The organism is Pseudomonas sp. 5P_3.1_Bac2 (assembly GCF_025465995.1).
Lineage (GTDB): Bacteria > Pseudomonadota > Gammaproteobacteria > Pseudomonadales > Pseudomonadaceae > Aquipseudomonas.
Map to the genome: position 1 here is coordinate 580,961 of NZ_JANLNY010000004.1, position 25,371 is coordinate 606,331.

Sequence of the window (25,371 nt, forward strand, 5' to 3'; positions counted from 1 at the left end):
GCTAGTAGTCGCCACGTCCGCTCGTTTAGGAGTCAGTGATGAGTCAGGTGCCGCAAGTCAAAATCCCCGCCACCTATATGCGTGGCGGCACCAGTAAGGGCGTGTTCTTCCGCCTGCAAGACCTGCCCACCAGTTGCCAGCAACCTGGTGCGGCGCGGGACAAACTGTTTATGCGGGTGATTGGCAGCCCTGATCCCTATGCGGCGCAGATCGATGGCATGGGCGGCGCCACTTCCAGCACCAGCAAGTGCGTGATCCTGTCTAAAAGCAGTCAGCCGGATCACGACGTCGATTACCTCTACGGCCAGGTGTCCATCGACAAGGCCTTTGTCGATTGGAGCGGTAACTGCGGCAACCTGTCTACCGCGGCCGGGGCCTTTGCTATTCACGCAGGCTTAGTTGATCCCGCGCGTATCCCGCAGAACGGGGTGTGTGTGGTGCGGATCTGGCAAGCCAATATCCATAAAACCATCATCGCTCATGTGCCGGTCAGTAATGGCCAGGTCCAGGAAACGGGCGATTTTGAGCTGGACGGGGTGACCTTCCCGGCAGCGGAAATCATTCTGGAGTTTGTTGATCCGTCCGATGATGGCGAAGACGGCGGCGCCATGTTCCCCACCGGCAATCTGGTGGATGAGCTGCAGGTGCCTGGTCTCGGCACATTCAAGGCCACGCTGATCAGCGCGGGCATTCCCACGGTGTTTGTCGAGGCACAGGCTATCGGCTATCAAGGCACTGAGCTGCGCGAAGCCATCAACACTGATCCGCAGGCCCTGGCACGTTTCGAGGCGATTCGCGTCGCCGGCGCCTTGCGCATGGGCTTGATCAAAACGGCGGAGGAGGCAGCGACTCGTCAGCACACGCCGAAAGTGGCCTTTGTCAGCCCGCCTAAGGATTATCTGTCTTCTAGCGGTAAGGCGATCAAGGCGGGGGAGATCGACTTGCTGGTGCGCGCGCTGTCCATGGGCAAACTGCACCACGCCATGATGGGCACCGCGGCGGTGGCCATTGGCACTGCCGCGGCGATTCCCGGCACGCTGGTGAATCAGGCCGCCGGTGGTGGCGAGCGCAGCGCCGTGCGCTTTGGCCATCCGTCCGGCACCTTGCGCGTAGGCGCCGAGGCTAGTTTGGAAAATGGTCAGTGGCAGGTGAAAAAAGCAGTGATGTCGCGCTCGGCCCGCATCCTCATGGAAGGTTGGGTACGGGTGCCCGGCGATAGCTTTTAAGCCTTAATGGTTACTGACGCCTAGCATCAAGCCACCGGCGCCAACAAAAAAAGCGCCGGTGCTTTTATTCAGGCGGCTGACGCCCTTGGCGGTTTTCACCCAGCGGCGGATCTGCTGGCCAAACAGAGAGTAGGCGAGGGAGCCGACAAAAAATTCGGCCAGCAAATAGGTGCTGCCGAGGTAGAGAAACTGCTCGGCAGTCGGTTCGGTGGGTTTAATAAATTGCGGAAAAATCGCGGCAAACAACAGGATCGCCTTGGGGTTGCTGATGCCAACCAGAAACTCGTTACGCATCAGCTTAAAGATAGGTGCTTTGACCGGCTTAACGGCAACCCCTTCGCTGAGCTGCAAACCGCTGAATTCGGTGCTGCGCCAGGTTTTGATGCCCAGATACACCAAGTACGCTGCACCGCAGACTTTGAGTACGGTAAAGGCGGTTTCTGACGCCAGTAACATGGCGCCAAGACCGATCGCGGAGATAAACAAAAACAGCGCGTAGCAGGCGAGACGGCCAAAGGTGCCCAACATGGCCGCGCGAAAGCCATAGTTAATGCTGTTGTTGAGGGCGCAGAAGTTGTTTGGGCCTGGGCCTAAGGCGATTAATGCAGCAATTGGCGCAAAAACAACGGCGTCCATCAGGGTCATAACAAACTTCCGCAGGAGGTTATTTAAAGCGCCGTTCGACGCCTTTCTCGACCAGGATCTTGGCCGAAATCTCTTCCACCGAGAAGGAGGTCGAGTTAATAAAAGTGATGTTTTCGCGGCGGAACAAGTTCTCCACCTCGCGCACTTCAAATTCGCACTGGGCGAAGCTGGCGTAGCGGCTGTTGGGTTTGCGTTCGTGGCGAATGGCGGTGAGGCGATCCGGGTCGATGGTCAGGCCAAACAGCTTGTGCCGGTGTTGCTTGAGAACGGCCGGCAGCTGCAGGCGCTCCATGTCGTCTTCGGTGAGCGGGTAGTTAGCCGCGCGAATGCCGTACTGCATGGCCATATACAGGCAGGTCGGGGTTTTACCGCAGCGCGAGACGCCGACTAGGATCAGGTCAGCTTTATCGTAGTAATGGGTGCGGGCGCCGTCGTCGTTATCCAGGGCGAAGTTAACCGCTTCAATGCGCTCCATGTAGTTGGAGTTATGCCCGATGGAATGGGACTTGCCGACAGAATAAGACGAGCGTTCTTTTAGCTCGTGCTCTAATGGTGCGAGGAAGGTGGAAAAGATATCGATCATAAAGCCTTCGGATTCAGCCAGGACTTCACGTATTTCCTGGTTTACCAAAGTGTCAAAGATGATCGGTCGAACGCCGTCCTTTTCCGCGGCGTTATTGATTTGCTGTACCATGGCGCGCGCTTTTTCTTTGCTGTCGATGTAGGGGCGCGTGAGTTTGGTGAAGTCGATATTCTCGAATTGAGCCAGCAGGCTTTGGCCCAAGGTTTCGGCCGTAATGCCGGTACCGTCAGAGATGAAAAAGGCAGTTCGTTTCATTTGCACCATGGGCCTTAAGCTGAGGACGAATCTTGGCTATTATAAGGCCCGCAATGCCGAGCCGATGTGGCCTGCATTGTTACCTATTTCCCAGGGTCAGGTCATCAATGCACCGGTTGTTCCAGTGCAGGAAAAAACCTGATTCCAATGAGCTTTTCCAACACCCTTTGTGGAGAGATCACTGTGGTTGAGTACGTAGTTTCCCTCGATAAGCTCGGCAATCATGATGTTGAGCATGTAGGGGGCAAGAACGCCTCCCTGGGCGAGATGATCAGCAACCTTGCAGGTGCTGGTGTTTCGGTGCCCGGCGGCTTTGCCACAACGGCTCAGGCGTACCGTGATTTCCTTGAACAAAGCGGCCTCAATGCGCAGATTCATGCCGCACTCGACGCATTGGATGTCGACGACGTTAATGCCCTGGCGAAAACCGGCGCGCAAATCCGTCAGTGGGTGATGGACGCTGAGTTGCCCGTTGAGCTGGATCGGCAAATCCGCGTGGCCTTCGCCGAAATGGCCGGTAGCAACGACAACATGGCTGTCGCGGTACGCTCCTCGGCCACTGCCGAAGACCTGCCAGATGCGTCTTTCGCCGGCCAGCAAGAAACCTTCTTGAACATCCGTGGCGTGGATAACGTGATCCGTGCGGCCAAGGAAGTGTTCGCGTCGCTGTTTAACGACCGCGCCATTGCCTACCGCGTGCACCAGGGTTTTGACCACAAGCTGGTAGCCCTGTCCGCTGGCGTGCAGCGCATGGTCCGTTCGGAAACCGGCACCGCCGGGGTGATGTTCACTCTGGATACCGAATCGGGCTTCCGTGACGTGGTGTTTATCACCGGCGCTTATGGCCTGGGTGAAACCGTGGTGCAAGGTGCGGTCAACCCCGACGAATTTTACGTGCACAAGCAAACCCTCGAAGCCGGCCGCCCGGCGATTCTGCGCCGCAACTTGGGCAGCAAAGCGATCAAGATGGTCTATGGCGAAGAAGCCAAGGCCGGTAAATCGGTCAAGGTGGTGGATGTCGACCGCGCCGAACGCGCGCGTTTCTGCCTGAGCGACGCTGAGGTCAGCGAGCTGGCCAAGCAAGCCATGATCATCGAGAAGCACTACGGCCGGCCGATGGATATCGAGTGGGCTAAAGACGGTGACGACGGCCAGCTGTACATCGTCCAGGCGCGTCCGGAGACGGTAAAAAGCCGCTCCAACATCAATGTGATGGAGCGTTACCTGCTCAAAGAGAAAGGCTCGGTACTGGTTGAGGGCCGCGCCATCGGTCAGAAAATCGGTGCTGGCCGAGTGCGGGTGATCAACGACGTGTCGGAAATGGACAAAGTCCAGGCCGGCGACGTGCTGGTTTCCGACATGACCGACCCGGATTGGGAGCCGGTAATGAAGCGCGCCAGCGCCATCGTCACCAACCGTGGCGGGCGGACTTGCCACGCCGCGATCATCGCCCGTGAGCTGGGTATTCCGGCGGTTGTGGGCTGCGGCAACGCGACCCAAGTGCTGAAAGACGGCCAGGGCGTGACTGTGTCCTGCGCTGAGGGTGACACCGGCTTTATCTTTGAAGGCGAGCTGGGCTTTGATGTGCGTACCAACTCGGTCGACGCCATGCCTGATCTGCCATTCAAGATCATGATGAACGTCGGTAACCCCGATCGTGCCTTCGACTTCGCCCAACTGCCGAACGAAGGCGTGGGTCTGGCCCGTCTGGAATTCATCATCAACCGCATGATCGGCGTGCACCCCAAAGCATTGCTGAACTTCGCCGGTCTGCCGCCTGAAATCAAAGACAGCGTCGAGAAGCGCATCGCCGGTTACCATGATCCGGTTAACTTCTACGTCGAAAAACTGGTTGAAGGTATCAGCACCCTGGCTGCGGCGTTCTGGCCGAAGAAGGTCATCGTGCGCCTGTCGGACTTCAAGTCCAACGAATACGCCAACCTGATCGGCGGCAAACTGTATGAGCCGGAAGAAGAAAACCCGATGCTGGGCTTCCGTGGCGCTTCGCGCTACATCAGCGAAGCGTTCCGCGATTGCTTCGAGTTGGAATGCCGGGCGCTGAAAAAAGTGCGCAACGAAATGGGCCTGACCAACGTCGAGATCATGGTGCCGTTCGTGCGTACTTTGGGCGAAGCCAGCCAGGTGGTCGACTTGCTCGCCGCTAACGGCTTGGCCCGTGGCCAAGACGGCCTGCGCATCATCATGATGTGTGAGCTGCCATCCAACGCCATCCTGGCCGAAGAGTTCCTGGAATACTTCGATGGCTTCTCCATCGGTTCCAACGACCTGACTCAGCTCACTCTGGGCCTGGACCGTGACTCCGGGATCATCGCGCACCTGTTCGATGAGCGTAACCCGGCAGTGAAGAAGCTGCTGAGCAACGCCATCCAAGCTTGTAACAAAGCCGGTAAATACATCGGTATCTGCGGCCAAGGTCCATCCGATCACCCGGATCTGGCGCGCTGGCTGATGGAGCAGGGCATTGAGAGTGTGTCGCTGAACCCGGACTCCGTACTGGATACCTGGTTCTTCCTCGCTGAAGGTCAAAACGCCTGAGTTCAGTAGGCTAATCACATGTTCAAGGGCGGGTTGATCCTGCCCTTTTTTGTGTAAGAGCGCAGATGCAAAGCAGCAGTGAGCTTTTTCCCGTCGCCTTGATCAGCGCTGAGTTGCGTGGCGACTTGTGCGAGGACGTTTATCGCCTCAAGCCGGCCAACAGTCCGGATATCAGCGTGGAGCTGGCGCTGACCCGCCTGGGAGTCGCCGGGCAAGAGCAAAACCGTGGTGTCCCTGTGGTTCTGCTGCCGGGCAGCTTCTCCAATCGGCGCTTTTGGTACTCGCCCAAGGCCATTGGCTTGGGGCCTTATCTGGCCCGCGCCGGCTTCGATGTGTGGATCGCCGAGATGCGCGGTCATGGTCTATCGCCACGTAATCGTGACTATCAGCGCAATACCGTAGCGCACTACGTCCGTTATGACTTGCCTGCGATAGCGGCCTTTGTCTTCGAGCAAAATTCCCAGCCCGCCCACTGGCTCGGTCATTCCCTTGGCGGCGTTACCCTGGCGGCAGCGTTGGGCGGCAACTACCTTGAACAAGAGAAAGTGGCCTCGGCTGTGTTGTGCGGCAGCCAAGTGAGCCGCGGCTATTGGCCGTTAAAAATCCCTCCGGTGGAGTGGCTCGGGCGCTTAATTGTTAAGCGTATGGGCGGTTTATCCGGTGCGCGTCTTAAGCGCGGGCCGGAGGATGAGCCGATCAGCCTGGCTATCGAAACCCTGCGCTGGCATGGTTTGTTTGGCCGGTTTGGCGATGCTGAACAAGACTGGTGGGCCGGTTTGGCCAAGGTCCAGGTGCCGGTGATGGTCGTGGCGGCGCAGGGCGACTACCAAGATCCGCCTTGGGCCTGCGAAAAAATGCTCAAGCAATTCGGCTCTGAGTTAAGCGAATACCTGTGCTTAGGCAAAAAACGGGGTTTCTCCAGCGACTTCGGTCATGTAGAAATGCTCATTAGCAAAGAAGCGCAGCGCGAGGTGTGGCCATTGATTGGCCAGTGGCTGCGCAAAAGCCCCCAAGTGGCGGCTGAATTAAGTCATGCAGCCCAGGCAGAAGCAGGTCTGGCGCTTTAGCTGACGGTCTAATTTCCACGGTGCCTGCGGCTTAAGCCGCTGCAGGTGCCCACAACAATGACTAGGAGACTCTGCATGCACTACATCACCCCGGATCTGTGTGACGCTTACCCTGAGCTGGTGCAAGTGGTAGAGCCGATGTTCAGTAATTTTGGCGGCCGCGATTCCTTTGGCGGCGAGATCGTCACGGTGAAATGCTTCGAAGACAACTCGCTGGTCAAAGAGCAAGTCGAGCTGCCGGGCAAGGGCAAGGTGATGGTGGTCGACGGTGGTGCCTCCATGCGCCGCGCACTGCTGGGCGATATGCTGGCCGAAAAAGCGGCGAAGAACGGTTGGGAAGGCATCATCGTGTACGGCTGTGTGCGTGATGTTGATGTGCTGGCGCAAACTGATCTGGGCATCCAGGCCCTGGCCAGTCACCCGATGAAAACCGATAAGCGTGGCATTGGTGATCTGAATGTCGCGGTGACTTTCGGCGGCGTGACCTTCCGTCCAGGTGAGTATGTGTATGCCGACAACAACGGTGTGATCATTTCGCCTTCTGCACTGCAGATGCCGGAGTAAGCTCCTTGCAAGACAGTGTTCTGGATGAGGACGACAACGCCCAGTGGGGCCTGGTTCATGCTCTGCTGCTCAACGGGCAGGGCGGCGCGCGCAGCATCACCCGCCAAGAGCTAGAGGATCTCCAGCTGGGCGAGCAGGAAAGCCTGTGGCTGCACTGGGACCGTGGTCATCCGCATACCCACACATGGTTGCGCAAAAGCAGCGGCATCAGTGAGTTTGCCTGCGATCTGTTGTTGGAAGAGAACACCCGGCCGCGCTTGCTTAACTTGCCGGAAAAGCATGTGCTGATCTTTATGCGCGGGGTCAACCTCAATCCAGACGCCGCGCCGGAAGACATGATCTCAGTGCGCATTTTTGCCGATGCCAAGCGCGTCATTTCTCTGCGCTTGCGTCCACTGCACGCCACCGATGAAGTCATCGAAGAGCTGCAACTGGGCCGTGGTCCCACCACCGCCGCCGAGCTGGTGCTGCGTTTAGCGGATGTTCTGACCGATCGTATTGAGCAATTGGTCGATGACATCTCCGAGCAGGTCGACACCCAGGAAGAACTGGCCGACAGCCCCAAACGTCAGCCCCTGGCGCACGTTGAACTGCTGCAAGTACGCAAGCGCGCGGCTGGCCTCAGGCGTTTCTTGGCGCCGCAGCGGGATATTTATGGCCAACTCAGCACTGCGCAACTGACGTGGTTTGTGCGCGGTGAAGGCGGCTATTGGAACGAGCTGAACAACCGCCTGACAAGGTACTTGGAAGAGCTTGAACTCAGCCGCGAGCGTATCGGCTTGCTGTTGGAGAGTCAGAACCGGCACATGAACGAGCGGATGAATCGCACCATGTACCGCTTCAGTATCATCACTGGAATCTTCCTGCCCATGAGCTTTTTAACCGGCTTGCTGGGCATTAACGTCGGCGGCATTCCCGGTGCCGATAGCCCTTATGGCTTTGCCGTGGCATGCACGCTGATGGTGCTGGTAGCGGCTGCGCAGTGGTGGTTGTTCCGCCGTTTGCGCTGGATCTGATGTGACTAAAGCCTATTCCCTCACGTCTAGCGGGAACATCCAGAGAGGTGAGCCATGAACGATCCATTTGAACAGTCTTTGCGTGAGCTGCTTAATTCGCCATCTGCGGATTATGACGATGACGCCGGCTTGCACCGCGTTCTAAAAACCGCCAACCGCCAGGTTGGTGCAGGTGATCTGTTCGCATTGATGGGCAATTGGGTAGGGGCATTAATGCTGGCCCTGAACAATGGCTCCCGCCATGTAGCTCCCGTGTCACGTCGCTCCACACCACCCCGTTCTACTGATAAGGCCGAATAAATGGAACTCGATCCCTGGACTCAAAGTTTGATCGCCGCAATGACTGCGCTGTGGACTAAGGTGGCTGGTTTTATTCCGAACCTATTTGTTGGCTTGATCCTGGTATTGCTGGGTTTCGTGGTGGCTAAACTGCTCGATACCTTGCTCTCCAAACTGCTCGGTAAAGTCGGTTTAGACCGCTTAATGGCCGGTACAGGGCTGACCAAGTTGCTCGGCCGTGCGGGCATCCAGGTGCCGGTATCGACCCTGATCGGCAAAATTGTTTATTGGTTTGTGTTGTTGGTGTTCTTGGTTTCGGCGGCAGAGTCGCTGGGTCTGCAACGCGTTTCCGCGACTCTGGATGTATTGGCGTTATACCTGCCCAAAGTATTTGGTGCTGCACTGGTATTACTCGCCGGTGTGCTATTGGCACAGTTGGTCAGTAGTTTAGTGCGCGGCGCCGCAGAAGGAGTTGGGCTGGATTATGCCCATGGCTTGGGTCGAGTTGCTCAAGGCTTAGTGATAATTATTAGTATTTCCGTGGCAATTGGTCAGCTTGAAGTTAAAACTGACTTGCTGAATAACGTAATTGCCATTGTTTTGATATCTGTCGGTTTAGCAATTGCCTTGGCATTGGGGTTGGGTAGTCGCGATATCGCCAGCCAAATACTGGCAGGTATCTATGTGCGCGAATTGTATCAAGTCGGGCAACAAGTCACGGTAGGGGATGTCGAAGGCCAGATTGAAGAGATCGGCACCGTTAAGACAACTCTGCTCACTGCCGAAGACGAGCTGGTTTCGGTGCCTAATCGTGCGCTACTTGAGCAACAGGTCAAGAGCTGATCGCGCCGATATCTGCTATCTTATGCGGCCCATTTGCAGCCTGCTTGCAGGCTGCGTCGGCCATCGCCCTGACTGTCGGCCTGATCCGTTTTGAATAAGACCCATCCTCTGGCTCTGCGTTACGATCCCCGTGAGCTCTCGGACGAAGAGCTGGTTGCGCGTGCCCACGAAGAGTTGTTTCACGTAACCCGGGCCTACGAAGAGCTGATGCGCCGCTATCAGCGCACACTGTTTAACGTCTGCGCGCGTTATTTGGGCAACGAGCGTGATGCTGATGATGTCTGTCAGGAGGTCATGCTCAAAGTGCTTTACGGCCTGAAGAACTTTGAAGGTAAGTCAAAGTTCAAAACTTGGCTGTACAGCATTACCTACAACGAATGCATAACTCAGTATCGGAAAGAGCGGCGCAAACGCCGCTTGATTGATGCCCTGAGTCTTGACCCGCTGGAGGAGGCGTCCGAAGAAAAAACACCGAAGATTGAAGATAAAGCCGGTTTGGATCGTTGGTTAATTCACGTAAATCCCATTGACCGTGAAATTTTGGTGCTACGCTTTGTCGCGGAGCTTGAGTTCCAAGAAATCGCAGACATTATGCACATGGGCCTTAGCGCGACTAAAATGCGCTATAAACGTGCTCTTGATCGTTTGCGAGAGAAATTTTCAGACAGCCGTGAAACTATTGAGTAACTTTTTGTCATAGATAACGGCAGATAGTGCTACAATAGCTCGCAGAGTTGTCTTGTTAGTCAGACAACTTACTGACCACACAAGATAGGAAGCCTTGTAATGAAATTGAAGAACACTTTAGGCGTAGTCATTGGCTCGCTGTTGGCTTCGGCCTCCCTTAGCGCGCTGGCTCAGGGCCAAGGCGCTGTTGAAATCGAGGGTTTTGCGAAGAAGCAGTTCTTTGACAGTTCCCGCGACTACAAAAACGACGGCAACCTGTTCGGTGGCAGCGTTGGTGTATTCGTAACAGACGACGTTGAACTCCGTCTGGGCTACGATGAAGTGCATAACGCTCGCGGTGACAACGGTCGCAACATCAAGGGTGCTAACACTGCTCTTGACGCACTGTTCCACTTCAACAACCCAGGTGATTGGTTCCGTCCTTACCTGTCGGCCGGTTTCTCTGACCAAAGCATCGGTCAAGGCGACCGCGGCGGTCGTGACCGTTCCACCTTCGCTAACCTGGGTGGCGGCTTCAAGTGGTACTTCACTGACAACTTCTACGCTCGTACCGGCGTTGAAGCTCAGTACAACATCGACTCTGGCTACACCGAGTGGGCACCAAGCGTAGGTGTTGGTATCAACTTCGGTGGTGGCGGCAAGCCAGCTCCAGTAGTAGCTGCTGTTGAGCCGACTCCAGAGCCAGCTCCAGTTGAAGAGCCGCTGGAACTGGTCCGTGTTGAACTGGACGTCAAATTTGATTTCGACAAAGCTGCTGTTAAGCAAGACAGCTACGGCGACATCAAAAACCTGGCTGACTTCATGAAGCAGTACCCACAAACCACCACCGTGGTTGAAGGTCACACTGACTCCGTGGGCACCGATGCTTACAACCAGAAGCTGTCCGAGCGTCGTGCAGCCGCTGTACGTAACGTGCTGGTTGACCAGTACGGCGTTGAAGCTGACCGCGTTAACTCGGTTGGTTACGGCGAGTCCCGCCCTGTTGCTGACAACGCCACTGATGCTGGCCGCGCCATCAACCGTCGCGTAGAAGCTGAAGTAGAAGCTCAGGTTAAAGCTCAGTAATTCGAGCAACCTGCTTCACGAAAAACCCGGCCTAGGCCGGGTTTTTCTTTGCCTGCGATTTGTTCAGCGATTAAACCTTGGCTGTTGTTATGCCGAGGTAGGGCGCAGTCTAACGAGACTGATTAGGGGCTGGTTTGCTATGACTGGGGGTCGCTAAGGTTAGCTGTTGGGCTGAGAGATGACTGTCGGCATCCGCGACTGCTTGCGTCGGTAGGGGCAGTGTCAGTAGTGCAAAGGCCAGGGCGCAGCTGGCGTAGCCCAGGAGTCGGTTATGGTTAAAGCTGATCATGTTGGCTTTCCCATTTTTTATACTAAAGACTTAGTTAGCAGTATATGGGCTGTTTGTCATGCTTTTGCATTAAGAGTTATGCGCTAGATCAACCTTTAGCTAAATGACTGCCTTTGGAACTAACGCTATAGTTCCCTTTAATTTATAAGCTATTGAAATATAACGATTAATTTTATCTTTCAGAAGATGCTGAATTTTTCCCGATGGCCACTCATTTCGGGCTAGGTTGCATGGTTTTTAAATCGCTTGGCGGGTTTCGAGGAGATGGAAGTCCGCTGGGGGAGGGGGCAAGTTATTGCCCTGCGCTAATTTGCCGCAAGTAGCGGTGCAATTAGCCAGATATCTAATCGCCTGCGGGCGGCGAAAGCTCGGCAAAAGTTAAAGTTAGCTTTTACATGTAAAGGCATTGGCCCATTTATTAATGGCTGCCGCTGCTAGGTACTGCTTGTTCGGTAATTTGTTTAAGGGTGCGCAGTACTTCTACGGCATCCCAGCGGCTGGGGTCGAACATGGCATAAGTTAAGCCGTCATAACCGAGTACATCGACTTGTTTGTGATAGCCCGCACGCTGTAATAACGCCTCAATTTCCGCGAAACAGATATTAAAGTGGGCGCGGGAGAAGGGAGTCTGACGTTGGCAAACAAACCCTTCCAGGTTCAATTCTTCAACAGTTTTACGCACCTTCTCTAGTGGCATGCGATTGACGTTGTGCTTCATCTGGATCACATCGAGCATCTTGGCCTTCCTTCAAAAAATCGGCTCCACCGAGTGGGGCTTGTGAGCTTGGTCTAAGAATAGACAAAAATACTGTACAAATAAACAGTATTCGATGATAGTCACTCCATCTGCTCCGTGGCTAGCCGTTTTCCGGCCTGCTCAGGGGCCAGGCTAGGCAGGGAGGACGTGAACAATGCAACAAATGCTTATTACAGTTGTGCTACTGGCTTTATTGAGCGGTTGTGCGCAGCCGCAGCTGGATCAACCTCGGGCCAATGGCACCTTCTTGGTAATCGAAAACACTCAAGCTTGGGTGGTGTTGGTGGCTGATGGTAAGAAGGTTGAGGAGCCAGGTACGGTGGTCGACAGCTTCTGGTCGACTAACTCCTCGGGCGGTACGGCGGTCAGCTATGTGGTTGAGACGGCCCATTGCGGACGCTTACAGTGGTTGAGTGAGCATGCCAATGCGGCGGATGGTTTAACCACTCGCATGTCGTTGCGCCCTACGAGCAATGCGTTACCGGGCAACTGTGTGATTGCCGATGGTTTAAGCCGGATTTGGACCGTATTGGATTATTCCAGTTAGTCCGAGCAAGGCTGAGGCAGTTGCTGAACTCAGCCTTGTTGGCTCGATCTACGGCCTATTTCTCGGTTGGGTCGAGCGTTGTTTTACTGCCCTGTGCAAGCAGGCCGTCTGCGCGGAACATCGCCTTAATACCGCGAATGGCTTGGCGTGTGCGGTCAAGGTTTTCAATCAGTGCGAAGCGCACGTGATCATCGCCATAATCGCCAAAGCCAATGCCTGGGGACACGCAAACCTTGGCTTGCTGCAGAAGCTTTTTGGCGAACTCCAACGAGCCTAAGTGGGTGTAGGCCTCTGGTATTTTGGCCCAAATGTACATGGAGGCCTTGGGGTTCTCGACCATCCAGCCCAGCTCATGCAGGCCCTTCACCAGTAGATTGCGGCGCTGCCGGTACTGCTCCGCTATATCCTGGACGCATTGCTGATCGCCCTCTAGAGCGGCAATCGCAGCGACTTGCAGCGGAGTAAAAGTGCCGTAGTCGTGGTAGCTCTTGATGCGCGCTAGGGCGCTAACCAGTTCAGGATTACCCACCATGAAGCCGATACGCCAGCCGGCCATGTTGTAGCTTTTGGAGAGGGTGAAGAACTCCACGGCGATATCTTTGGCGCCGGGCACTTGCATGATTGAAGGGGCTTTCCAGCCGTCGTAGACGATATCGGCATAGGCCAGGTCGTGGATCACTAGCACGTCATATTGTTTGGCGAGGGCAATAACCCGCTCAAAGAAATCCAGTTCGACACATTGCGCGGTGGGGTTGGAGGGGAAACCTAAGATCATCATTTTCGGCTTAGGGATGGATTCGCGGATTGCGCGTTCCAGCTCGGCGAAAAAATCCACTCCCGGAATCAATGGCACCGAGCGCACCTGGGCGCCGGCTATCACTGCGCCGTAGATGTGGATCGGATAGCTAGGGTTAGGCACCAGTACCGTATCGCCGTGATCCAGCGTGGCCAACATTAAGTGGGCTAGGCCCTCTTTGGAGCCGATAGTGACGATGGCTTCACTTTCCGGGTCGATCGCCACGTCATAACGCTGCTTATACCAGTTGGCAATGGCCCTGCGTAGGCGCGGTATGCCGCGGGAGGTGGAGTAGCCGTGGGTGTCTTCGCGCTGCGCCACTTGCACTAGTTTTTCGACGATATGCGGTGGGGTTGCACCGTCTGGGTTGCCCATGCTGAAGTCGACGATGTCCTCGCCACGCCTGCGCGCTGCCATCTTCAGTTCAGCAGTGATGTTGAAAACATAGGGGGGGAGACGGTCGATACGGGCGAAACGACGCCCAGCTTGCTCAGCCATAAATACCTCAAGTACGTAAGCGCCCGGAACCGTCCGAGCGACGCCGGCCAATGCGTGGCCTGAAGCTGACGATAAGTGTGCTGGGGTGCGGCTGTCCAGCACAGCTGTGAGCTGCACAAACAGCACAGTTAGGCGTTTACTTGGGGGCTTGCAGATCTATGTAAAAGCCTGGGGCTTTGAGCGGCAGGGGTGTTTAAACCCGGCAAAGAAAAGCCCCGCACTAGGCGGGGCTCTTCTACAGCATCACGCGGTGCGTTTTAGCCTTAGGCTTGAACGACCGGGATCTTGGCGTTGGCAGCCGCTTCGCGGAACTCAGCGATCTGGTCAAAGCTCAGGTAGCGGTAAACGTCGGCAGCCATGCTGTCGATGTCTTTCGCGTACGCCATGTACTCTTCAACAGTCGGCAGTTTGCCGAGAATCGAAGCGACCGCTGCCAGTTCGGCAGAGGCCAGGTACACGTTGGCGCCATCGCCCAGACGGTTCGGGAAGTTACGAGTCGAAGTCGATACCACGGTGGAGTTGGAGGCTACACGTGCCTGGTTACCCATGCACAGCGAGCAGCCTGGCATTTCCATACGGGCGCCAGCTTTACCGTAGATGCCGTAGTAGCCTTCTTCGGTCAGTTGATGGGCGTCCATTTTGGTCGGCGGCGACAGCCACAGACGAGTAGGGATGCCACCTTTGACTTTATCCAGCAACTTACCAGCAGCGCGGAAGTGACCAATGTTGGTCATGCACGAACCGATAAACACTTCATCGATCTTGTCGCCAGCAACGCTGGACAGCAGACGCGCGTCGTCTGGGTCGTTCGGAGCGCACAGAACGGGCTCTTTCAGCTCGTTCAGGTCGATCTCGATGACTTCGGCGTACTCGGCGTCTTTGTCCGCTGCCATCAGCTGCGGGTTAGCCAGCCAGGCTTCCATCGCTTGGGCGCGACGTTCCATGGTGCGGGCATCGCCGTAACCTTCGCTGATCATCCAGCGCAGCAGGGTGATGTTGGACTTCAGGTACTCGGCGATAGCGTTTTCTGGCAGTTTGATGGTGCAACCTGCAGCAGAACGCTCGGCGGAGGCGTCGGACAGCTCGAAAGCTTGTTCAACGGTCAGCTCGTCCAGGCCTTCGATTTCCAGGATGCGACCCGAGAAGGCGTTGATCTTGCCTTTCTTCTCAACGGTCAGCAGGCCTTTCTGGATGGCGTAGTACGGAATGGCATGAACCAAGTCGCGCAGGGTGATGCCAGGCTGCATTTTGCCTTTGAAGCGCACCAGGATCGACTCTGGCATGTCCAGCGGCATAACGCCGGTGGCTGCGGCGAAGGCGACCAAACCGGAACCGGCTGGGAACGAGATGCCCATTGGGAAACGGGTGTGCGAGTCGCCACCGGTGCCGACGGTATCAGGCAGCAGCATGCGGTTCAGCCAGCTGTGGATGATGCCGTCGCCAGGACGCAGGGACACGCCGCCACGGGTGCGGATGAAATCCGGCAGGGTGTGGTGGGTGGTGACGTCGATTGGCTTCGGATAGGCCGCAGTGTGGCAGAACGACTGCATCACGAGGTCAGCGGAGAAGCCCAGGCACGCCAGGTCTTTCAGCTCGTCGCGAGTCATCGGGCCAGTGGTGTCCTGGGAGCCGACGGTGGTCATTTTCGGTTCGCAGTAGGTGCCTGGACGCACACCTTTGCCTTCCGGCAGGCCGCAAGCTTTGCCGACCATTTTCTGCGCCAGGGTGAAACCCTTGGTGCTGGCAGCCGGAGCTTCTGGCAGTTTGAACAGATCGGTTGGGCCCAGGCCCAGTTCAGCGCGGGCTTTTTCCGTCAGGCCACGACCGATGATCAGTGGGATGCGGCCGCCAGCGCGGACTTCGTCGAGCAGCACTGGGGTCTTCATTTCGAAGGTGGCCAGAACTTCGTCGCTGTCGTGCTTGGTGACTTTACCCGCGTGTGGGTAGAGGTCGATAACGTCGCCCATGTTCAGCTTGGAAACGTCGAACTCGATTGGCAGTGCGCCGGCATCTTCCATGGTGTTGTAGAAGATCGGAGCGATTTTGCTGCCGAAGCAGAAGCCGCCGCCACGCTTGTTCGGTACGTACGGGATGTCGTCGCCGAAGAACCACAGTACCGAGTTGGTTGCGGATTTACGCGAGGAACCGGTGCCCACTACGTCGCCGACGTAGGCGATAGGGAAGCCGTCATTGCGCATCTGCTCGATTTGTTTCATCGGGCCGATGGAGCCTTGGACGTCCGGGACGATGCCGTCACGGGCCATTTTCAGCATGGCCAGGGCGTGCAGTGGGATATCCGGACGCGACCAGGCGTCTGGAGCCGGCGACAGGTCGTCGGTGTTGGTTTCGCCGGTGACTTTGAATACGCGCAGGCTGATTTTGTCAGCCAGAACAGGGCGATTCTTGAACCACTCGCCGTCAGCCCAGGACTGCAGCACGGATTTGGCAGCAGCGTTGCCTTTTTTGGCGCGCTCAGCGACGTCGTGGAAGGCGTCAAACATCAGCAGGGTGTGCTTCAGTTGCGCGGCAGCGACTTCAGCCAGTTCAGCGTTATCGAGCATCTCAACCAAGGTAGCGATGTTATAGCCACCTTGCATGGTGCCGAGCAGCTCAACCGCGTGCTTCTTATCGATCAGCGGGGAAGTGGCTTCGCCTTTGGCGATAGCGGAGAGGAAACCGGCTTTAACGTAAGCGGCTTCGTCAACGCCTGGCGGTACACGGTTGGTGATCAGATCGAGCAGAACAGCTTCTTCGCCGGCCGGTGGGGCCTTGAGCAGTTCGATCAGGCCTGCGGTTTGTTCGGCGTTCAGCGGCTGGGGCACGACACCCTGAGCGGCACGCTCTGCTACATGTTTGCGATAGGCTTCAAGCACAGTTATTACCCTCATCAGTGGTCCCAGAGGTTTGTCTGGGACTCGATCCAGAAAATACCGAACCCAGCGCTGAACAGCTTTATGGGCTGCGTAGCCTAGGTTGCGTTATTTTCTTGAAGAAGCTGTTTTCAAAGTTTTACGCCGGCAGGACGGACTGGATGAGGGCTGGTGCAACTACTTTGGCAATTTATTTTTGCGCTGCACCAACATCGAACCTGCAGGATTGACTGTGCTCGTGACGCTTTGAAAACAGCTTCCAACGGACGTTGCTGCCTCTACAAGGCGGTCCAATTCTACTGGAAAGCTTTGATAAAGTTAAGCCAAAGGCCCCGTTTATATGGGGGTGATCTGCCTTAGACAAAGGGCTAAGATGCCAGCCTGTCCGGCTTAAGTCATTGCATTCGTTATGTCCAATCAGCGTATCAAAACCCCCTGTGTAGGCCTGTGCTCCACTGTTTACGGGGATTTGGTGTGCCGTGGCTGCAAGCGATTCCACCACGAGGTGACGAATTGGAACGGCTATGACGATGAGCAAAAGCATGCTGTCTGGCAGCGCCTTGAGGTGTTGCTGGTGCAGGTGATGGCGGCCAAGGTCGAGGTGTTCGATGCGCAGCGCCTGCGTATGCAGCTGCAGCAGCGGCAAATTCGCTTTGTGCCGAATCAGTCGCCGTATTGCTGGGCCTACCAGCTAATCGCCCGGGGCGCGCGGGTGATCAATCAACTCAATGCCTACGGCATGGTACTGCTGCCCGAGTTTCGCGACTGGGCTTTACCGGAGCTGCGCGATGCCATTGATCGCGAATTCTTCCTGCTGTCGGAAGCTCACTACGAGCGCTATATCGCCCCGCGTTTTTTGCGTGAGGCGTTAGATGGTCATCAGCCTTAAATCAGCGCTCAAGCCGGTCTGGATCGCTTAAAGGCGATCTAGACGCGAGCAGTCATTGATCAGCGCTGGGCGACGAGGTTTTCCAGATGACTGATGATGTCATTGGGCTTGAGCACCAGCACGTCACTTTCCAGTGAGTCGAGAATGACTTCTGCGGTGTTGCCGATCAGGGCGCCGGAGAAGCCCGTGCGCGCCACTGTGCCGATGACTGTCACGCTGGCGTTAAGGTCGCGGGCGGTTTGCGGGATCAGTACGTCCGCTGGGCCTTCACTGATATGCAGGTGCTCATTATCGACGCCGTATTCCTCCTGGAACGCCTTGCACTGGGCGCGGTAGCGCGCCTCGATCGTTTCGCTGAGCTGGAAGGTAGGATCAGCCGCTGACAGCATGGGCGAGGGGTGGGCGCTGATCACGTGCAATTGCGCCTTGGCCAGGCCGGCAATCTCAAAACCATGGCTGACAATGCTGCTATGCAAGGTGCGGTGCTCGGCGTCCGAGTTGCCGACATCGACAGCAGCCAAAATCACGCCTTGGTTCCACGGCGTATCGGTTTTAACCATCAGCACTGGCGCAGGGCAGTAGCGCAGTAATTTCCAGTCATCGGGGGTGAGCAGCGCACGCTTGAGCGGGTTGTCAGGGAAGTGCTGCTTGATCACCAGGCCGCAGCCCTCAGCTTGCTGTGCCTTAATGATGGTTTGGTGAGGGTTCTCTTGCCAGGCTTGTTGTGTGGAGACGCTATAGCCCTCGCTGCTGAGCAGGGTGCTGAGGTCATTGAGATAGGTCTGATGGTCAGCTTTTTTATCGCAGACCAACAGGTGCAGGTGCGATTGCGTCACGCCAGCAATCAGCTTGGCACGGCGCAGCGCCAAATCTTCTGCGTGGGCGGGCTCCATCACTACCAGAATGCTGCGAATGGCTTGCATGATCATCTCCATGGGCGGTTTTTATTGTTAGCCAGTATGGGTTGGTTGCTTCGCTTAAGTGCTGATCAGTATCAATCCTGTGGCTGTTGCTGTGCTCATTCGTATAATGCCGATTTTATTTGGGCACCTAGCTCGTGCTGTGTTGTGAGTTTATGCATCCGATAACTGAATTAATCCAGTGCTATTGCCGACCTACGTCGCGTTTTGTGTTTAAGGAAGTGCTTCTATGAATTTGCCGGAAATCCATGACTTCCTCGGCTGTCGCACGCCGCAGGCTTGGATCGATGCGGCTTTGGCTGATCAGCAAACCATGTTGATTGACCATAAAAACTGCGAATTTAAAGCGGCGAGCACCGCGTTAAGCCTGATGGCCAAGTACAGCACCTATGTTGACTTGCTCAACGCCATGTCGCGTTTAGCTCGTGAAGAGCTGGTGCATCACGAGCAGGTGCTGCGCATCATGAAGCGGCGCAAGATTGGCCTGCGTCCGGTGTCGGCCGCGCGCTATGCCTCGGGCCTGCGCAAAATTGTGCGCACCCATGAGCCGTATAAGCTGGTCGACACCTTAGTGGTGGGGGCTTTTATCGAGGCGCGCAGTTGTGAGCGTTTTGAGGTGTTGGTGCCGCATCTGGATGAGGAACTGGCTAAGTTCTATTTCGGTTTGCTGAAGAGCGAGGCGCGGCACTTTCAGGGTTATCTGAAACTGGCTTATCAATATGGTGATGCCCGTGACGTTGATCAGGCAATCGAGCGGGTGAGGGCAGTGGAGCAAGAGTTGATTGAAAGTCCGGATACGGAGTTTCGCTTCCATAGCGGGGTGCCGCCGCAATAACCCGCGAAACACTAAAAAGCGCCGTTAAAGGCGCTTTTTTATGCCTGATCTATGACTTGGCCGCTTTCGAGATCAAAAGCCTGCTGGTGTAAGCCGTGCTCATCGGCTTGCAGTGTCCAGCCATAACGATCCCAGTCGCCTAGGACGATGCGCAAGGCGGGCTCGCCGTTGATCAGCAGCGGATGGCTTGCCGGGCGATGGGTGTGGCCATGGATCAAGGTGCGTACGCCATGCTCGGCCATCACCTGGGGTACCAGCTCAGGGGTGACGTCGACAATGTCGCTGGCCTTCATGCGGGTTTGGCTACGGCTTTCGCTGCGCAGTTTGCGCGCCAGTTTGTACCGAGTGCTCAGTGGCAGGTTGCGCAGGATAAACAGCGATAGCGGGTTACGCAGCCAGCGGCGTAGCTTCATGTAGTTGACGTCGCGGGTGCACAGGCTGTCGCCGTGCATCAGCAGTACCGGTTGTGCGTTGATCTGAATAACGCTTGGGTCGCGAAGCAGGCTGCAGCCTGCTTCACGGCAGAAGGCGCGGCCAATCAAGAAATCGCGGTTGCCGTGCATCAGGAATATCTCTGTGCCGCTGTCGCTGAGGGCGCGCAGAGCTTGGGCGATTGAACGCTGATAAGGGCTGATGGCGTCGTCGCCAATCCATACCTCAAAGAAATCGCCCAATATGTACAGGGCCTTAGCTTGGCGTGCGCGACCAGCAAGCAGATGCAGAAACGCCCGGGTAATGTCCGGGCGCTCCTCTTGCAGATGCAGATCGGAGATCAGCAGTATCACTCAACGATCTCGGCGCGCTCGATGATCACGTCATCAACCGGTACGTCTTGGTGGCCGGCTTTGCTGGTAGTCGCCACGCCTTTGATGGCGTTAACCACATCCAGGCCTTCAACCACTTCACCGAATACGGCGTAGCCCCAGCCTTGTACGGTCGGTGCGCTGTGATTGAGGAAGCTGTTGTCCGCGACGTTGATGAAGAACTGCGCAGAAGCCGAATGCGGCTCCATGGTGCGAGCCATGGCGATGGTGCCGATCTTGTTGGCAACGCCGTTGTTGGCTTCGTTTTTGATGGTGGTGCGGGTGGTCTTTTGCTTCATGCCGGGCTCAAAGCCGCCGCCTTGGATCATGAAGTTGCTGATCACGCGGTGGAAAACGGTGTTGTCGTAATGCCCGTCTTTCACGTACTGCTTAAAGTTGGCCACGGTTTCCGGGGCTTTGTCTTCAAACAGGTTAAGGGTGATGACGCCGTGGTTGGTGTGCAGCTTAATCATGGCAATAGTCGCTCTGTCGTAAATTGCGTAAACCCAAAATAGCTGATACTCGGCTGCAAGTTAGCAAAGCAAACGGCATTCAAGGGTTGTTAGGCCTGTCAGGGGGTTGACAGCTTCGGCTATGATAAGCGCTTTGTTTTAGTCGGCCTACCCTGTGCCGCGCACCAGCATGATCAAGGACCCCATGAGCAAGCCAGAAACCGTCGCCGCCGCCAACTTTCTCCGCCCCATCGTTCAGGCTGATTTGGACGCTGGTAAGCACGCGAAAATCATCACTCGCTTCCCGCCGGAGCCCAACGGCTACCTGCATATTGGTCACGCGAAGTCGATTTGCCTGAACTTCGGTTTGGCCCAGGAGTTCGGTGGTCAGTGCAACCTGCGCTTCGACGACACCAACCCGGCGAAAGAAGATCAGGAATATATCGACGCGATCAAAGAAGACGTGCGTTGGTTGGGCTTTCAGTGGGCTGGTAAGGAGCACTATGCCTCGGATTATTTTGAGCAACTGCACGATTGGGCTGTCGCGCTGATCAAGGCAGGCAAGGCCTATGTCTGCGATTTGTCGCCAGAAGAGGCCCGTGAATACCGTGGCAGCCTCACCGAGCCAGGCAAGAACAGCCCGTTCCGTGAGCGCAGCGTGGAGGAAAACCTCGACTGGTTTGCCCGCATGAAGGCCGGTGAGTTCCCGGACGGTGCCCGTGCCCTGCGCGCCAAGATCGATATGGCCTCGCCGAACATGAACCTGCGCGACCCGATCCTCTACCGAATTCGTCACGCCCATCACCATCAAACGGGTGATAAATGGTGCATCTACCCAAGCTATGACTTCACCCATGGTCAGTCGGATGCCATCGAAGGCGTCACGCACTCCATTTGCACCCTGGAGTTCGAAGATCACCGCCCACTTTATGAGTGGTTCCTGGAGCAGTTGCCGGTACCGGAGCAGCCGCGTCAGTACGAATTCGCCCGACTGAATCTGAACTACACCATCACCAGCAAGCGCAAGCTCAAGCAATTGGTGGATGAAGAGCACGTCAGTGGTTGGGACGATCCGCGCATGTCGACCTTGTCGGGCTTCCGTCGCCGGGGTTACACGCCTGCTTCGATTCGCACCTTCTGCGACATGATCGGGGTTAACCGCGCAGGCGGTCTGGTCGATATCGGCATGCTCGAGTTCGCCATCCGTGAAGACCTTGACGCTAACGCCAGCCGCGCCATGTGCGTGCTCAAGCCGCTCAAGGTAGTCATCACCAACTACCCAGAAGGCCAGGTCGAGAATCTCGAACTGCCGCGCCACCCTAAGCAAGACATGGGTGTGCGCACGCTACCGTTTAGCCGCGAGATTTTTATTGATGCCAGCGACTTTGAAGAAGTCCCGCCGGCTGGCTTTAAGCGTCTGATCCCCGGCGGCGAAGTGCGTCTGCGTGGTAGCTACGTGATTCGCGCCGATGAGGCGATCAAAGATGCACAAGGCAATATCGTTGAACTGCGCTGCAGCTATGACGACAACACCTTGGGCAAGAACCCCGAAGGACGCAAGGTTAAGGGCGTGATTCACTGGGTGCCGGCGGCGCAGAGCATTGAGTGCGAAGTGCGTCTGTACGACCGTCTGTTCAAGTCGCCAAACCCAGAAAAAGCCGAAGAGGGCGGCAGCTTCCTCGACAACATCAACCCAGAGTCCTTGGTGGTGCTTAAAGGTTGTCGCGCTGAGCCGTCTCTGGCGCAAGCCACTGTTGAGGAGCGCTTCCAGTTTGAGCGCGAAGGCTACTTCTGTCTGGATAGCCGCGACAGCAAGCCTGAAGCGTTGGTGTTTAACCGCACCGTGACGTTGCGCGACTCTTGGACCTGATCGCTGTGCTAAGCCCTGGCGCCATGCGCGGGCTTGGCTGGCGAGCCTAACCGGTTGTATGTTTAAACGGGTCGCTGTGGCGGCCCGTGACTTTTTCAAGGAACCTCGATGCTCTCGATCTATAACACGCTGACCAAAAGCAAAGACGTCTTCACCCCGTTGGTGGCCAATCAGGTGCGCATGTACGTATGCGGCATGACGGTTTACGACTTCTGTCACATTGGTCATGCGCGGGTCATGGTGGCATTCGACGTGGCGACCCGTTGGTTACGGCATCGTGGTTACGACGTGACGTACGTGCGCAATATCACCGACATCGACGACAAGATCATTCGTCGCGCTAATGAAAACGGCGAGCCGTTTGAGGCGCTGGTGGAGCGCATGATCGCCGCCATGCATGAGGATGAAGGTCGTCTTAATGTGTTGCGGCCCGATCAGGAACCGCGCGCTACGGCCCATATCGCCGGCATGCACAGCATGATTCAAACTCTGATCGACAAAGGCTTTGCCTATGCGCCTGGTAATGGTGATGTGTATTACCGCGTGGGTAAGTTTGTGGGTTACGGCAAGCTGTCGCGGCGCAAAATTGATGAGCTGAAGATCGGTGCGCGTATCGAGGTCGATGAAATTAAAGAAGACCCGCTCGATTTCGTACTGTGGAAGGCGGCCAAGCCAGGTGAGCCAAGCTGGGCTTCGCCGTGGGGTGAAGGTCGTCCGGGTTGGCACATCGAGTGCTCGGTGATGTCGACCTGCTGCCTGGGCGAAACCTTCGATATCCACGGTGGTGGCCCAGACTTGGTGTTCCCGCACCACGAAAACGAAATCGCCCAGAGCGAAGCCGCCACTGGCAAGCTCTACGCCAATGCCTGGATGCATGCTGGTGCCGTGCGCGTGGATGGCGAGAAGATGTCCAAATCCTTGGGTAACTTCTTCACCATCCGTGAAGTGCTGTTGAAATATCATCCAGAAGTGGTGCGTTACCTGCTGGTATCCAGTCACTACCGCAGCCCGATCAACTATTCCGAAGACAGTCTGCGGGAAGCCAAAAGTGCTTTGGAGCGCTTTTACAACGCTCTGAAGGGGCTGCCAAAGGTGGTTGCTGCCGGTGGCGAGGCTTATGTGGAGCGCTTTAGCGCGGCCATGGATGATGATTTCAACTCGCCGGAAGCGTGTGCGGTGTTGTTCGACATGGCACGCGAGATTAACCGCTTGCGCGAAACTGATTTGCCGGCAGCTGCGGCTTTGGCGGCGCGCTTGCAAGAGTTGGCCGGATTGTTGGGGGTTTTGCAGCTTGAACCCGAGGCGTTTTTGCAGGCGGGTGCGGCAGGTAAGGTCGATGCTGCGGAGGTGGATGGGTTGATCGCCGCGCGGTTACAGGCGCGAGCGGATAAAGATTGGGCTGAGTCCGATCGCATCCGTGATCAGCTCAGCGCTATGGGCGTGGTGCTGGAGGACGGTAAGGGTGGTACTACCTGGCGTTTGACCCAGTAAGCCAAGGTTGCGCCGAATGCCTTAGGTGTTTGGCGCGGGCACAAAAAAAGCCCCTTGTCGGTGATGCCGGCAAGGGGCTTGTTATTTTGCTGTGCGGTTTAGTTGTGCAGGTGCTCGGCCGCGTGCAGGGTGTTTTCCAGCAGGCAGGCGCGGGTCATGGGGCCGACGCCGCCTGGTACTGGAGTGATCCAGCCGGCGCGGGGCAGAGCGGTCTCGTAAACCACGTCGCCAATCAGCTTGCCGTCGGCTTGGCGGTTGATGCCGACGTCAATCACGATAGCGCCCGGCTTGATCCATTCCCCTTTAACCAGACCTGGTTTGCCGGCGGCGACCACCACGATATCGGCCTGGCCTACGTGGCCGGCCAGGTCCTTGGTGAAACGGTGAGTTACGGTCACGGTGCAACCGGCCAGCAGCAGCTCCATGGCCATAGGGCGGCCAACAATGTTGGAGGCGCCCACTACTACGGCGTGCATGCCATACAGGTCGGCGCCGGTGCTGTGAAGCAGAGTCATGATGCCTTTCGGTGTGCAAGGGCGTAGCAGCGGCATGCGCTGGGCCAGGCGGCCAATGTTGTAGGGGTGGAAGCCGTCTACGTCTTTGTCGGGGCGAATGCGCTCTAATAAAGGCGAGGAATCCAGGTGCTCAGGCAGGGGCAGCTGCACCAGAATGCCGTCGATTGCTGGGTCTTCATTTAGGCGGTCGATCAGCGCCATCAGTTCGTCTTGGCTGGTGGTGTCCGGCAAGTCGTAGGCTTGGGAGTTAAACCCGACTTCTCCACAGTCTTTACGCTTGTGCGACACGTAGACTTGGGACGCAGGGTCGCTGCCGACGAGAATCACCGCCAGGCCAGGTGCGCGCAGGCCTTGTTGGCGTCGTTCGTCGACACGTTTGGCGATCTGCTGACGCAGGCTGGCGGCAATTGCTTTGCCATCGATCAGTTGTGCGGTCATTACGCTTGGTTAACCATAAAGAAGGACAAGAAAAAGGACGCGCATTCTCGCATGGTGCTGCGATGGGGCAAAGGCGCAAGCCAGGGTTTTCGCGTAAGCCCTTTAAATATTTAACTTTTTTTTAAAATTACTGTTGACGACTAATAAGCTGCTCTATAACATTCGCCCCGCTTGTCGAGCACAGCCAGACGCTGGGTAAGACGGCAAAGGTCGAAGCTGCAAAGTTTTTTCCCGAAGCCGAAAAGCTTTAAGTCTGCTCTAGCAGATGGATAAGCGCCCGTAGCTCAGCTGGATAGAGCATCCGCCTTCTAAGCGGATGGTCGCAGGTTCGAGTCCTGCCGGGTGCGCCATTTGGCGGTCTTGGCTCAAGCAAATGCAATATGGTGGGCGTAGCTCAGTTGGTAGAGCACAGGATTGTGACTCCTGTTGTCGTGGGTTCGATCCCCATCGTCCACCCCATATTTAGAAGGCGCCAGGTTAACCCCTGGCGTTTTCGTATGAAGCTTTACCGCGGACGTGGTGGAATTGGTAGACACACTGGATTTAGGTTCCAGCGCCGCAAGGCGTGAGAGTTCGAGTCTCTCCGTCCGCACCATCTTTTTGAACTCCCTCCCG

At 56.4% G+C, this 25,371-nt stretch carries 23 protein-coding genes and 3 tRNA genes; 17 read left to right on the forward strand and 9 right to left on the reverse strand.

Annotation, left to right across the window (positions count from 1 at the left end; translation table 11 throughout):
• The first annotated feature begins 38 nt into the window (after positions 1–38).
• Complete coding sequence (prpF, locus tag NTD81_RS04110) at positions 39–1,226, forward strand: 2-methylaconitate cis-trans isomerase PrpF (protein WP_262179702.1); 1,188 nt, start codon at positions 39–41, stop codon at positions 1,224–1,226.
• 3 nt (positions 1,227–1,229) lie between these two features.
• On the opposite strand, the gene NTD81_RS04115 is transcribed toward prpF, so the two are convergent.
• Together NTD81_RS04115 and NTD81_RS04120 are read right to left on the reverse strand one after the other, a co-directional pair.
• Positions 1,230–1,871 carry a LysE family translocator gene (locus NTD81_RS04115; protein WP_262179704.1) on the reverse strand — a complete coding sequence of 214 codons (642 nt, stop codon included), beginning with the start codon at positions 1,869–1,871 and terminating at the stop codon, positions 1,230–1,232.
• Between the two features lie 19 nt (positions 1,872–1,890).
• Complete coding sequence (locus tag NTD81_RS04120) at positions 1,891–2,709, reverse strand: pyruvate, water dikinase regulatory protein (protein WP_262179706.1); 819 nt, start codon at positions 2,707–2,709, stop codon at positions 1,891–1,893.
• 183 nt (positions 2,710–2,892) lie between these two features.
• Between NTD81_RS04120 and ppsA the strand changes: the two genes are divergently transcribed.
• The 8 genes from ppsA (at position 2,893) to NTD81_RS04160 (ending at position 10,786) form a co-directional block, all read left to right on the forward strand.
• Complete coding sequence (ppsA, locus tag NTD81_RS04125) at positions 2,893–5,265, forward strand: phosphoenolpyruvate synthase (protein ID WP_262179708.1); 2,373 nt, start codon at positions 2,893–2,895, stop codon at positions 5,263–5,265.
• Positions 5,266–5,330: 65 nt separating this feature from the next.
• On the forward strand, positions 5,331–6,332 hold the full coding sequence (locus NTD81_RS04130; RefSeq protein ID WP_262179710.1) for an alpha/beta hydrolase: 1,002 nt from the start codon (positions 5,331–5,333) through the stop codon (positions 6,330–6,332).
• 75 nt (positions 6,333–6,407) lie between these two features.
• Positions 6,408–6,896, forward strand: coding sequence for a ribonuclease E activity regulator RraA (gene rraA, locus NTD81_RS04135; protein WP_262179712.1), 489 nt, complete (start codon positions 6,408–6,410; stop codon positions 6,894–6,896).
• Between the two features lie 20 nt (positions 6,897–6,916).
• The gene (locus NTD81_RS04140) at positions 6,917–7,912 is read left to right on the forward strand and encodes a zinc transporter ZntB (RefSeq protein ID WP_262179852.1); all 996 of its coding nucleotides are present in this window, start codon (positions 6,917–6,919) and stop codon (positions 7,910–7,912) included.
• A 54-nt stretch (positions 7,913–7,966) separates the two neighbouring features.
• Positions 7,967–8,212 (forward strand): CrfX protein, encoded by a 246-nt coding sequence (locus tag NTD81_RS04145; protein ID WP_262179715.1) that lies wholly within the window; start codon positions 7,967–7,969, stop codon positions 8,210–8,212.
• Positions 8,213–9,034 carry a mechanosensitive ion channel family protein gene (locus NTD81_RS04150; RefSeq protein ID WP_262179719.1) on the forward strand — a complete coding sequence of 274 codons (822 nt, stop codon included), beginning with the start codon at positions 8,213–8,215 and terminating at the stop codon, positions 9,032–9,034. It begins immediately after the preceding gene.
• 90 nt (positions 9,035–9,124) lie between these two features.
• Positions 9,125–9,721 (forward strand): RNA polymerase sigma factor SigX, encoded by a 597-nt coding sequence (gene sigX / locus NTD81_RS04155; protein WP_262179722.1) that lies wholly within the window; start codon positions 9,125–9,127, stop codon positions 9,719–9,721.
• A gap of 99 nt (positions 9,722–9,820) precedes the next feature.
• Complete coding sequence (locus NTD81_RS04160; RefSeq protein ID WP_262179724.1) at positions 9,821–10,786, forward strand: OmpA family protein; 966 nt, start codon at positions 9,821–9,823, stop codon at positions 10,784–10,786.
• Positions 10,787–11,493: 707 nt separating this feature from the next.
• Here NTD81_RS04160 and NTD81_RS04165 read toward each other — a convergent pair.
• Positions 11,494–11,811: a transcriptional regulator gene (locus NTD81_RS04165; protein WP_262179727.1), complete on the reverse strand. Its 318-nt coding sequence runs from the start codon at positions 11,809–11,811 to the stop codon at positions 11,494–11,496.
• A gap of 184 nt (positions 11,812–11,995) precedes the next feature.
• Here NTD81_RS04165 and NTD81_RS04170 point away from each other — a divergent pair, with 184 nt between their 5' ends.
• A complete protein-coding gene (locus tag NTD81_RS04170; RefSeq protein ID WP_262179729.1) occupies positions 11,996–12,379 on the forward strand; it encodes a hypothetical protein in 384 nt (127 codons plus the stop codon).
• Positions 12,380–12,434: 55 nt separating this feature from the next.
• Here NTD81_RS04170 and alaC read toward each other — a convergent pair whose 3' ends face one another.
• Together alaC and acnB are read right to left on the reverse strand one after the other, a co-directional pair.
• Positions 12,435–13,673, reverse strand: coding sequence for an alanine transaminase (gene alaC / locus NTD81_RS04175; protein ID WP_262179733.1), 1,239 nt, complete (start codon positions 13,671–13,673; stop codon positions 12,435–12,437).
• 263 nt (positions 13,674–13,936) lie between these two features.
• Positions 13,937–16,546: a bifunctional aconitate hydratase 2/2-methylisocitrate dehydratase gene (gene acnB, locus NTD81_RS04180; protein WP_262179854.1), complete on the reverse strand. Its 2,610-nt coding sequence runs from the start codon at positions 16,544–16,546 to the stop codon at positions 13,937–13,939.
• A 406-nt stretch (positions 16,547–16,952) separates the two neighbouring features.
• On the opposite strand from acnB, the gene NTD81_RS04185 reads away from it, so the two are divergent.
• On the forward strand, positions 16,953–17,432 hold the full coding sequence (locus NTD81_RS04185; protein ID WP_262179735.1) for a DUF1289 domain-containing protein: 480 nt from the start codon (positions 16,953–16,955) through the stop codon (positions 17,430–17,432).
• Positions 17,433–17,491: 59 nt separating this feature from the next.
• Here NTD81_RS04185 and NTD81_RS04190 read toward each other — a convergent pair whose 3' ends face one another.
• The gene (locus NTD81_RS04190) at positions 17,492–18,355 is read right to left on the reverse strand and encodes a universal stress protein (RefSeq protein ID WP_262179740.1); all 864 of its coding nucleotides are present in this window, start codon (positions 18,353–18,355) and stop codon (positions 17,492–17,494) included.
• A gap of 226 nt (positions 18,356–18,581) precedes the next feature.
• Here NTD81_RS04190 and NTD81_RS04195 point away from each other — a divergent pair, with 226 nt between their 5' ends.
• Positions 18,582–19,187 (forward strand): tRNA-(ms[2]io[6]A)-hydroxylase, encoded by a 606-nt coding sequence (locus NTD81_RS04195; protein WP_262179744.1) that lies wholly within the window; start codon positions 18,582–18,584, stop codon positions 19,185–19,187.
• 38 nt (positions 19,188–19,225) lie between these two features.
• Here the strand turns inward: NTD81_RS04195 and lpxH are convergent, their stop codons facing one another.
• Both lpxH and NTD81_RS04205 read right to left on the reverse strand, forming a co-directional pair.
• A complete protein-coding gene (gene lpxH / locus NTD81_RS04200; RefSeq protein WP_262179747.1) occupies positions 19,226–19,972 on the reverse strand; it encodes a UDP-2,3-diacylglucosamine diphosphatase in 747 nt (248 codons plus the stop codon).
• Positions 19,969–20,463, reverse strand: a complete 495-nt coding sequence (locus NTD81_RS04205; protein ID WP_262179750.1) for a peptidylprolyl isomerase — start codon at positions 20,461–20,463, stop codon at positions 19,969–19,971. Before NTD81_RS04205 ends, lpxH begins: the two co-directional genes overlap by 4 nt.
• 184 nt (positions 20,464–20,647) lie before the next feature.
• On the opposite strand from NTD81_RS04205, the gene NTD81_RS04210 reads away from it, so the two are divergent.
• Together NTD81_RS04210 and cysS are read left to right on the forward strand one after the other, a co-directional pair.
• Positions 20,648–22,312, forward strand: coding sequence for a glutamine--tRNA ligase/YqeY domain fusion protein (locus NTD81_RS04210; protein ID WP_262179753.1), 1,665 nt, complete (start codon positions 20,648–20,650; stop codon positions 22,310–22,312).
• A 108-nt stretch (positions 22,313–22,420) separates the two neighbouring features.
• A complete protein-coding gene (gene cysS, locus NTD81_RS04215) occupies positions 22,421–23,803 on the forward strand; it encodes a cysteine--tRNA ligase (protein WP_262179756.1) in 1,383 nt (460 codons plus the stop codon).
• A gap of 98 nt (positions 23,804–23,901) precedes the next feature.
• Here cysS and folD read toward each other — a convergent pair whose 3' ends face one another.
• Positions 23,902–24,756, reverse strand: coding sequence for a bifunctional methylenetetrahydrofolate dehydrogenase/methenyltetrahydrofolate cyclohydrolase FolD (gene folD, locus NTD81_RS04220; protein ID WP_262179759.1), 855 nt, complete (start codon positions 24,754–24,756; stop codon positions 23,902–23,904).
• Positions 24,757–25,029: 273 nt separating this feature from the next.
• Between folD and NTD81_RS04225 the strand changes: the two genes are divergently transcribed.
• From NTD81_RS04225 to NTD81_RS04235, 3 genes are all read left to right on the forward strand, one after another.
• Positions 25,030–25,106: transfer RNA gene (locus NTD81_RS04225), tRNA-Arg, on the forward strand.
• A 33-nt stretch (positions 25,107–25,139) separates the two neighbouring features.
• Positions 25,140–25,215, forward strand: a tRNA-His gene (locus tag NTD81_RS04230).
• Positions 25,216–25,266: 51 nt separating this feature from the next.
• Positions 25,267–25,351: transfer RNA gene (locus NTD81_RS04235), tRNA-Leu, on the forward strand.
• Positions 25,352–25,371: the final 20 nt, after the last annotated feature.

Excerpts from the sequence above, each read along its gene's own strand:
- prpF (WP_262179702.1), top strand. The coding sequence starts at position 39 with ATGAGTCAGGTGCCGCAAGTCAAAATCCCCGCCACCTATATGCGTGGC.
- NTD81_RS04115 (WP_262179704.1), bottom strand. The coding sequence starts at position 1,871 with ATGACCCTGATGGACGCCGTTGTTTTTGCGCCAATTGCTGCATTAATC.
- NTD81_RS04120 (WP_262179706.1), bottom strand. The coding sequence starts at position 2,709 with ATGAAACGAACTGCCTTTTTCATCTCTGACGGTACCGGCATTACGGCC.
- NTD81_RS04130 (WP_262179710.1), top strand. The coding sequence starts at position 5,331 with ATGCAAAGCAGCAGTGAGCTTTTTCCCGTCGCCTTGATCAGCGCTGAG.
- rraA (WP_262179712.1), top strand. The coding sequence starts at position 6,408 with ATGCACTACATCACCCCGGATCTGTGTGACGCTTACCCTGAGCTGGTG.
- NTD81_RS04145 (WP_262179715.1), top strand. The coding sequence starts at position 7,967 with ATGAACGATCCATTTGAACAGTCTTTGCGTGAGCTGCTTAATTCGCCA.
- NTD81_RS04150 (WP_262179719.1), top strand. The coding sequence starts at position 8,213 with ATGGAACTCGATCCCTGGACTCAAAGTTTGATCGCCGCAATGACTGCG.
- NTD81_RS04160 (WP_262179724.1), top strand. The coding sequence starts at position 9,821 with ATGAAATTGAAGAACACTTTAGGCGTAGTCATTGGCTCGCTGTTGGCT.
- NTD81_RS04165 (WP_262179727.1), bottom strand. The coding sequence starts at position 11,811 with ATGCTCGATGTGATCCAGATGAAGCACAACGTCAATCGCATGCCACTA.
- NTD81_RS04170 (WP_262179729.1), top strand. The coding sequence starts at position 11,996 with ATGCTTATTACAGTTGTGCTACTGGCTTTATTGAGCGGTTGTGCGCAG.
- alaC (WP_262179733.1), bottom strand. The coding sequence starts at position 13,673 with ATGGCTGAGCAAGCTGGGCGTCGTTTCGCCCGTATCGACCGTCTCCCC.
- NTD81_RS04185 (WP_262179735.1), top strand. The coding sequence starts at position 16,953 with ATGTCCAATCAGCGTATCAAAACCCCCTGTGTAGGCCTGTGCTCCACT.
- NTD81_RS04190 (WP_262179740.1), bottom strand. The coding sequence starts at position 18,355 with ATGCAAGCCATTCGCAGCATTCTGGTAGTGATGGAGCCCGCCCACGCA.
- NTD81_RS04195 (WP_262179744.1), top strand. The coding sequence starts at position 18,582 with ATGAATTTGCCGGAAATCCATGACTTCCTCGGCTGTCGCACGCCGCAG.
- NTD81_RS04205 (WP_262179750.1), bottom strand. The coding sequence starts at position 20,463 with ATGATTAAGCTGCACACCAACCACGGCGTCATCACCCTTAACCTGTTT.
- NTD81_RS04210 (WP_262179753.1), top strand. The coding sequence starts at position 20,648 with ATGAGCAAGCCAGAAACCGTCGCCGCCGCCAACTTTCTCCGCCCCATC.
- cysS (WP_262179756.1), top strand. The coding sequence starts at position 22,421 with ATGCTCTCGATCTATAACACGCTGACCAAAAGCAAAGACGTCTTCACC.
- folD (WP_262179759.1), bottom strand. The coding sequence starts at position 24,756 with ATGACCGCACAACTGATCGATGGCAAAGCAATTGCCGCCAGCCTGCGT.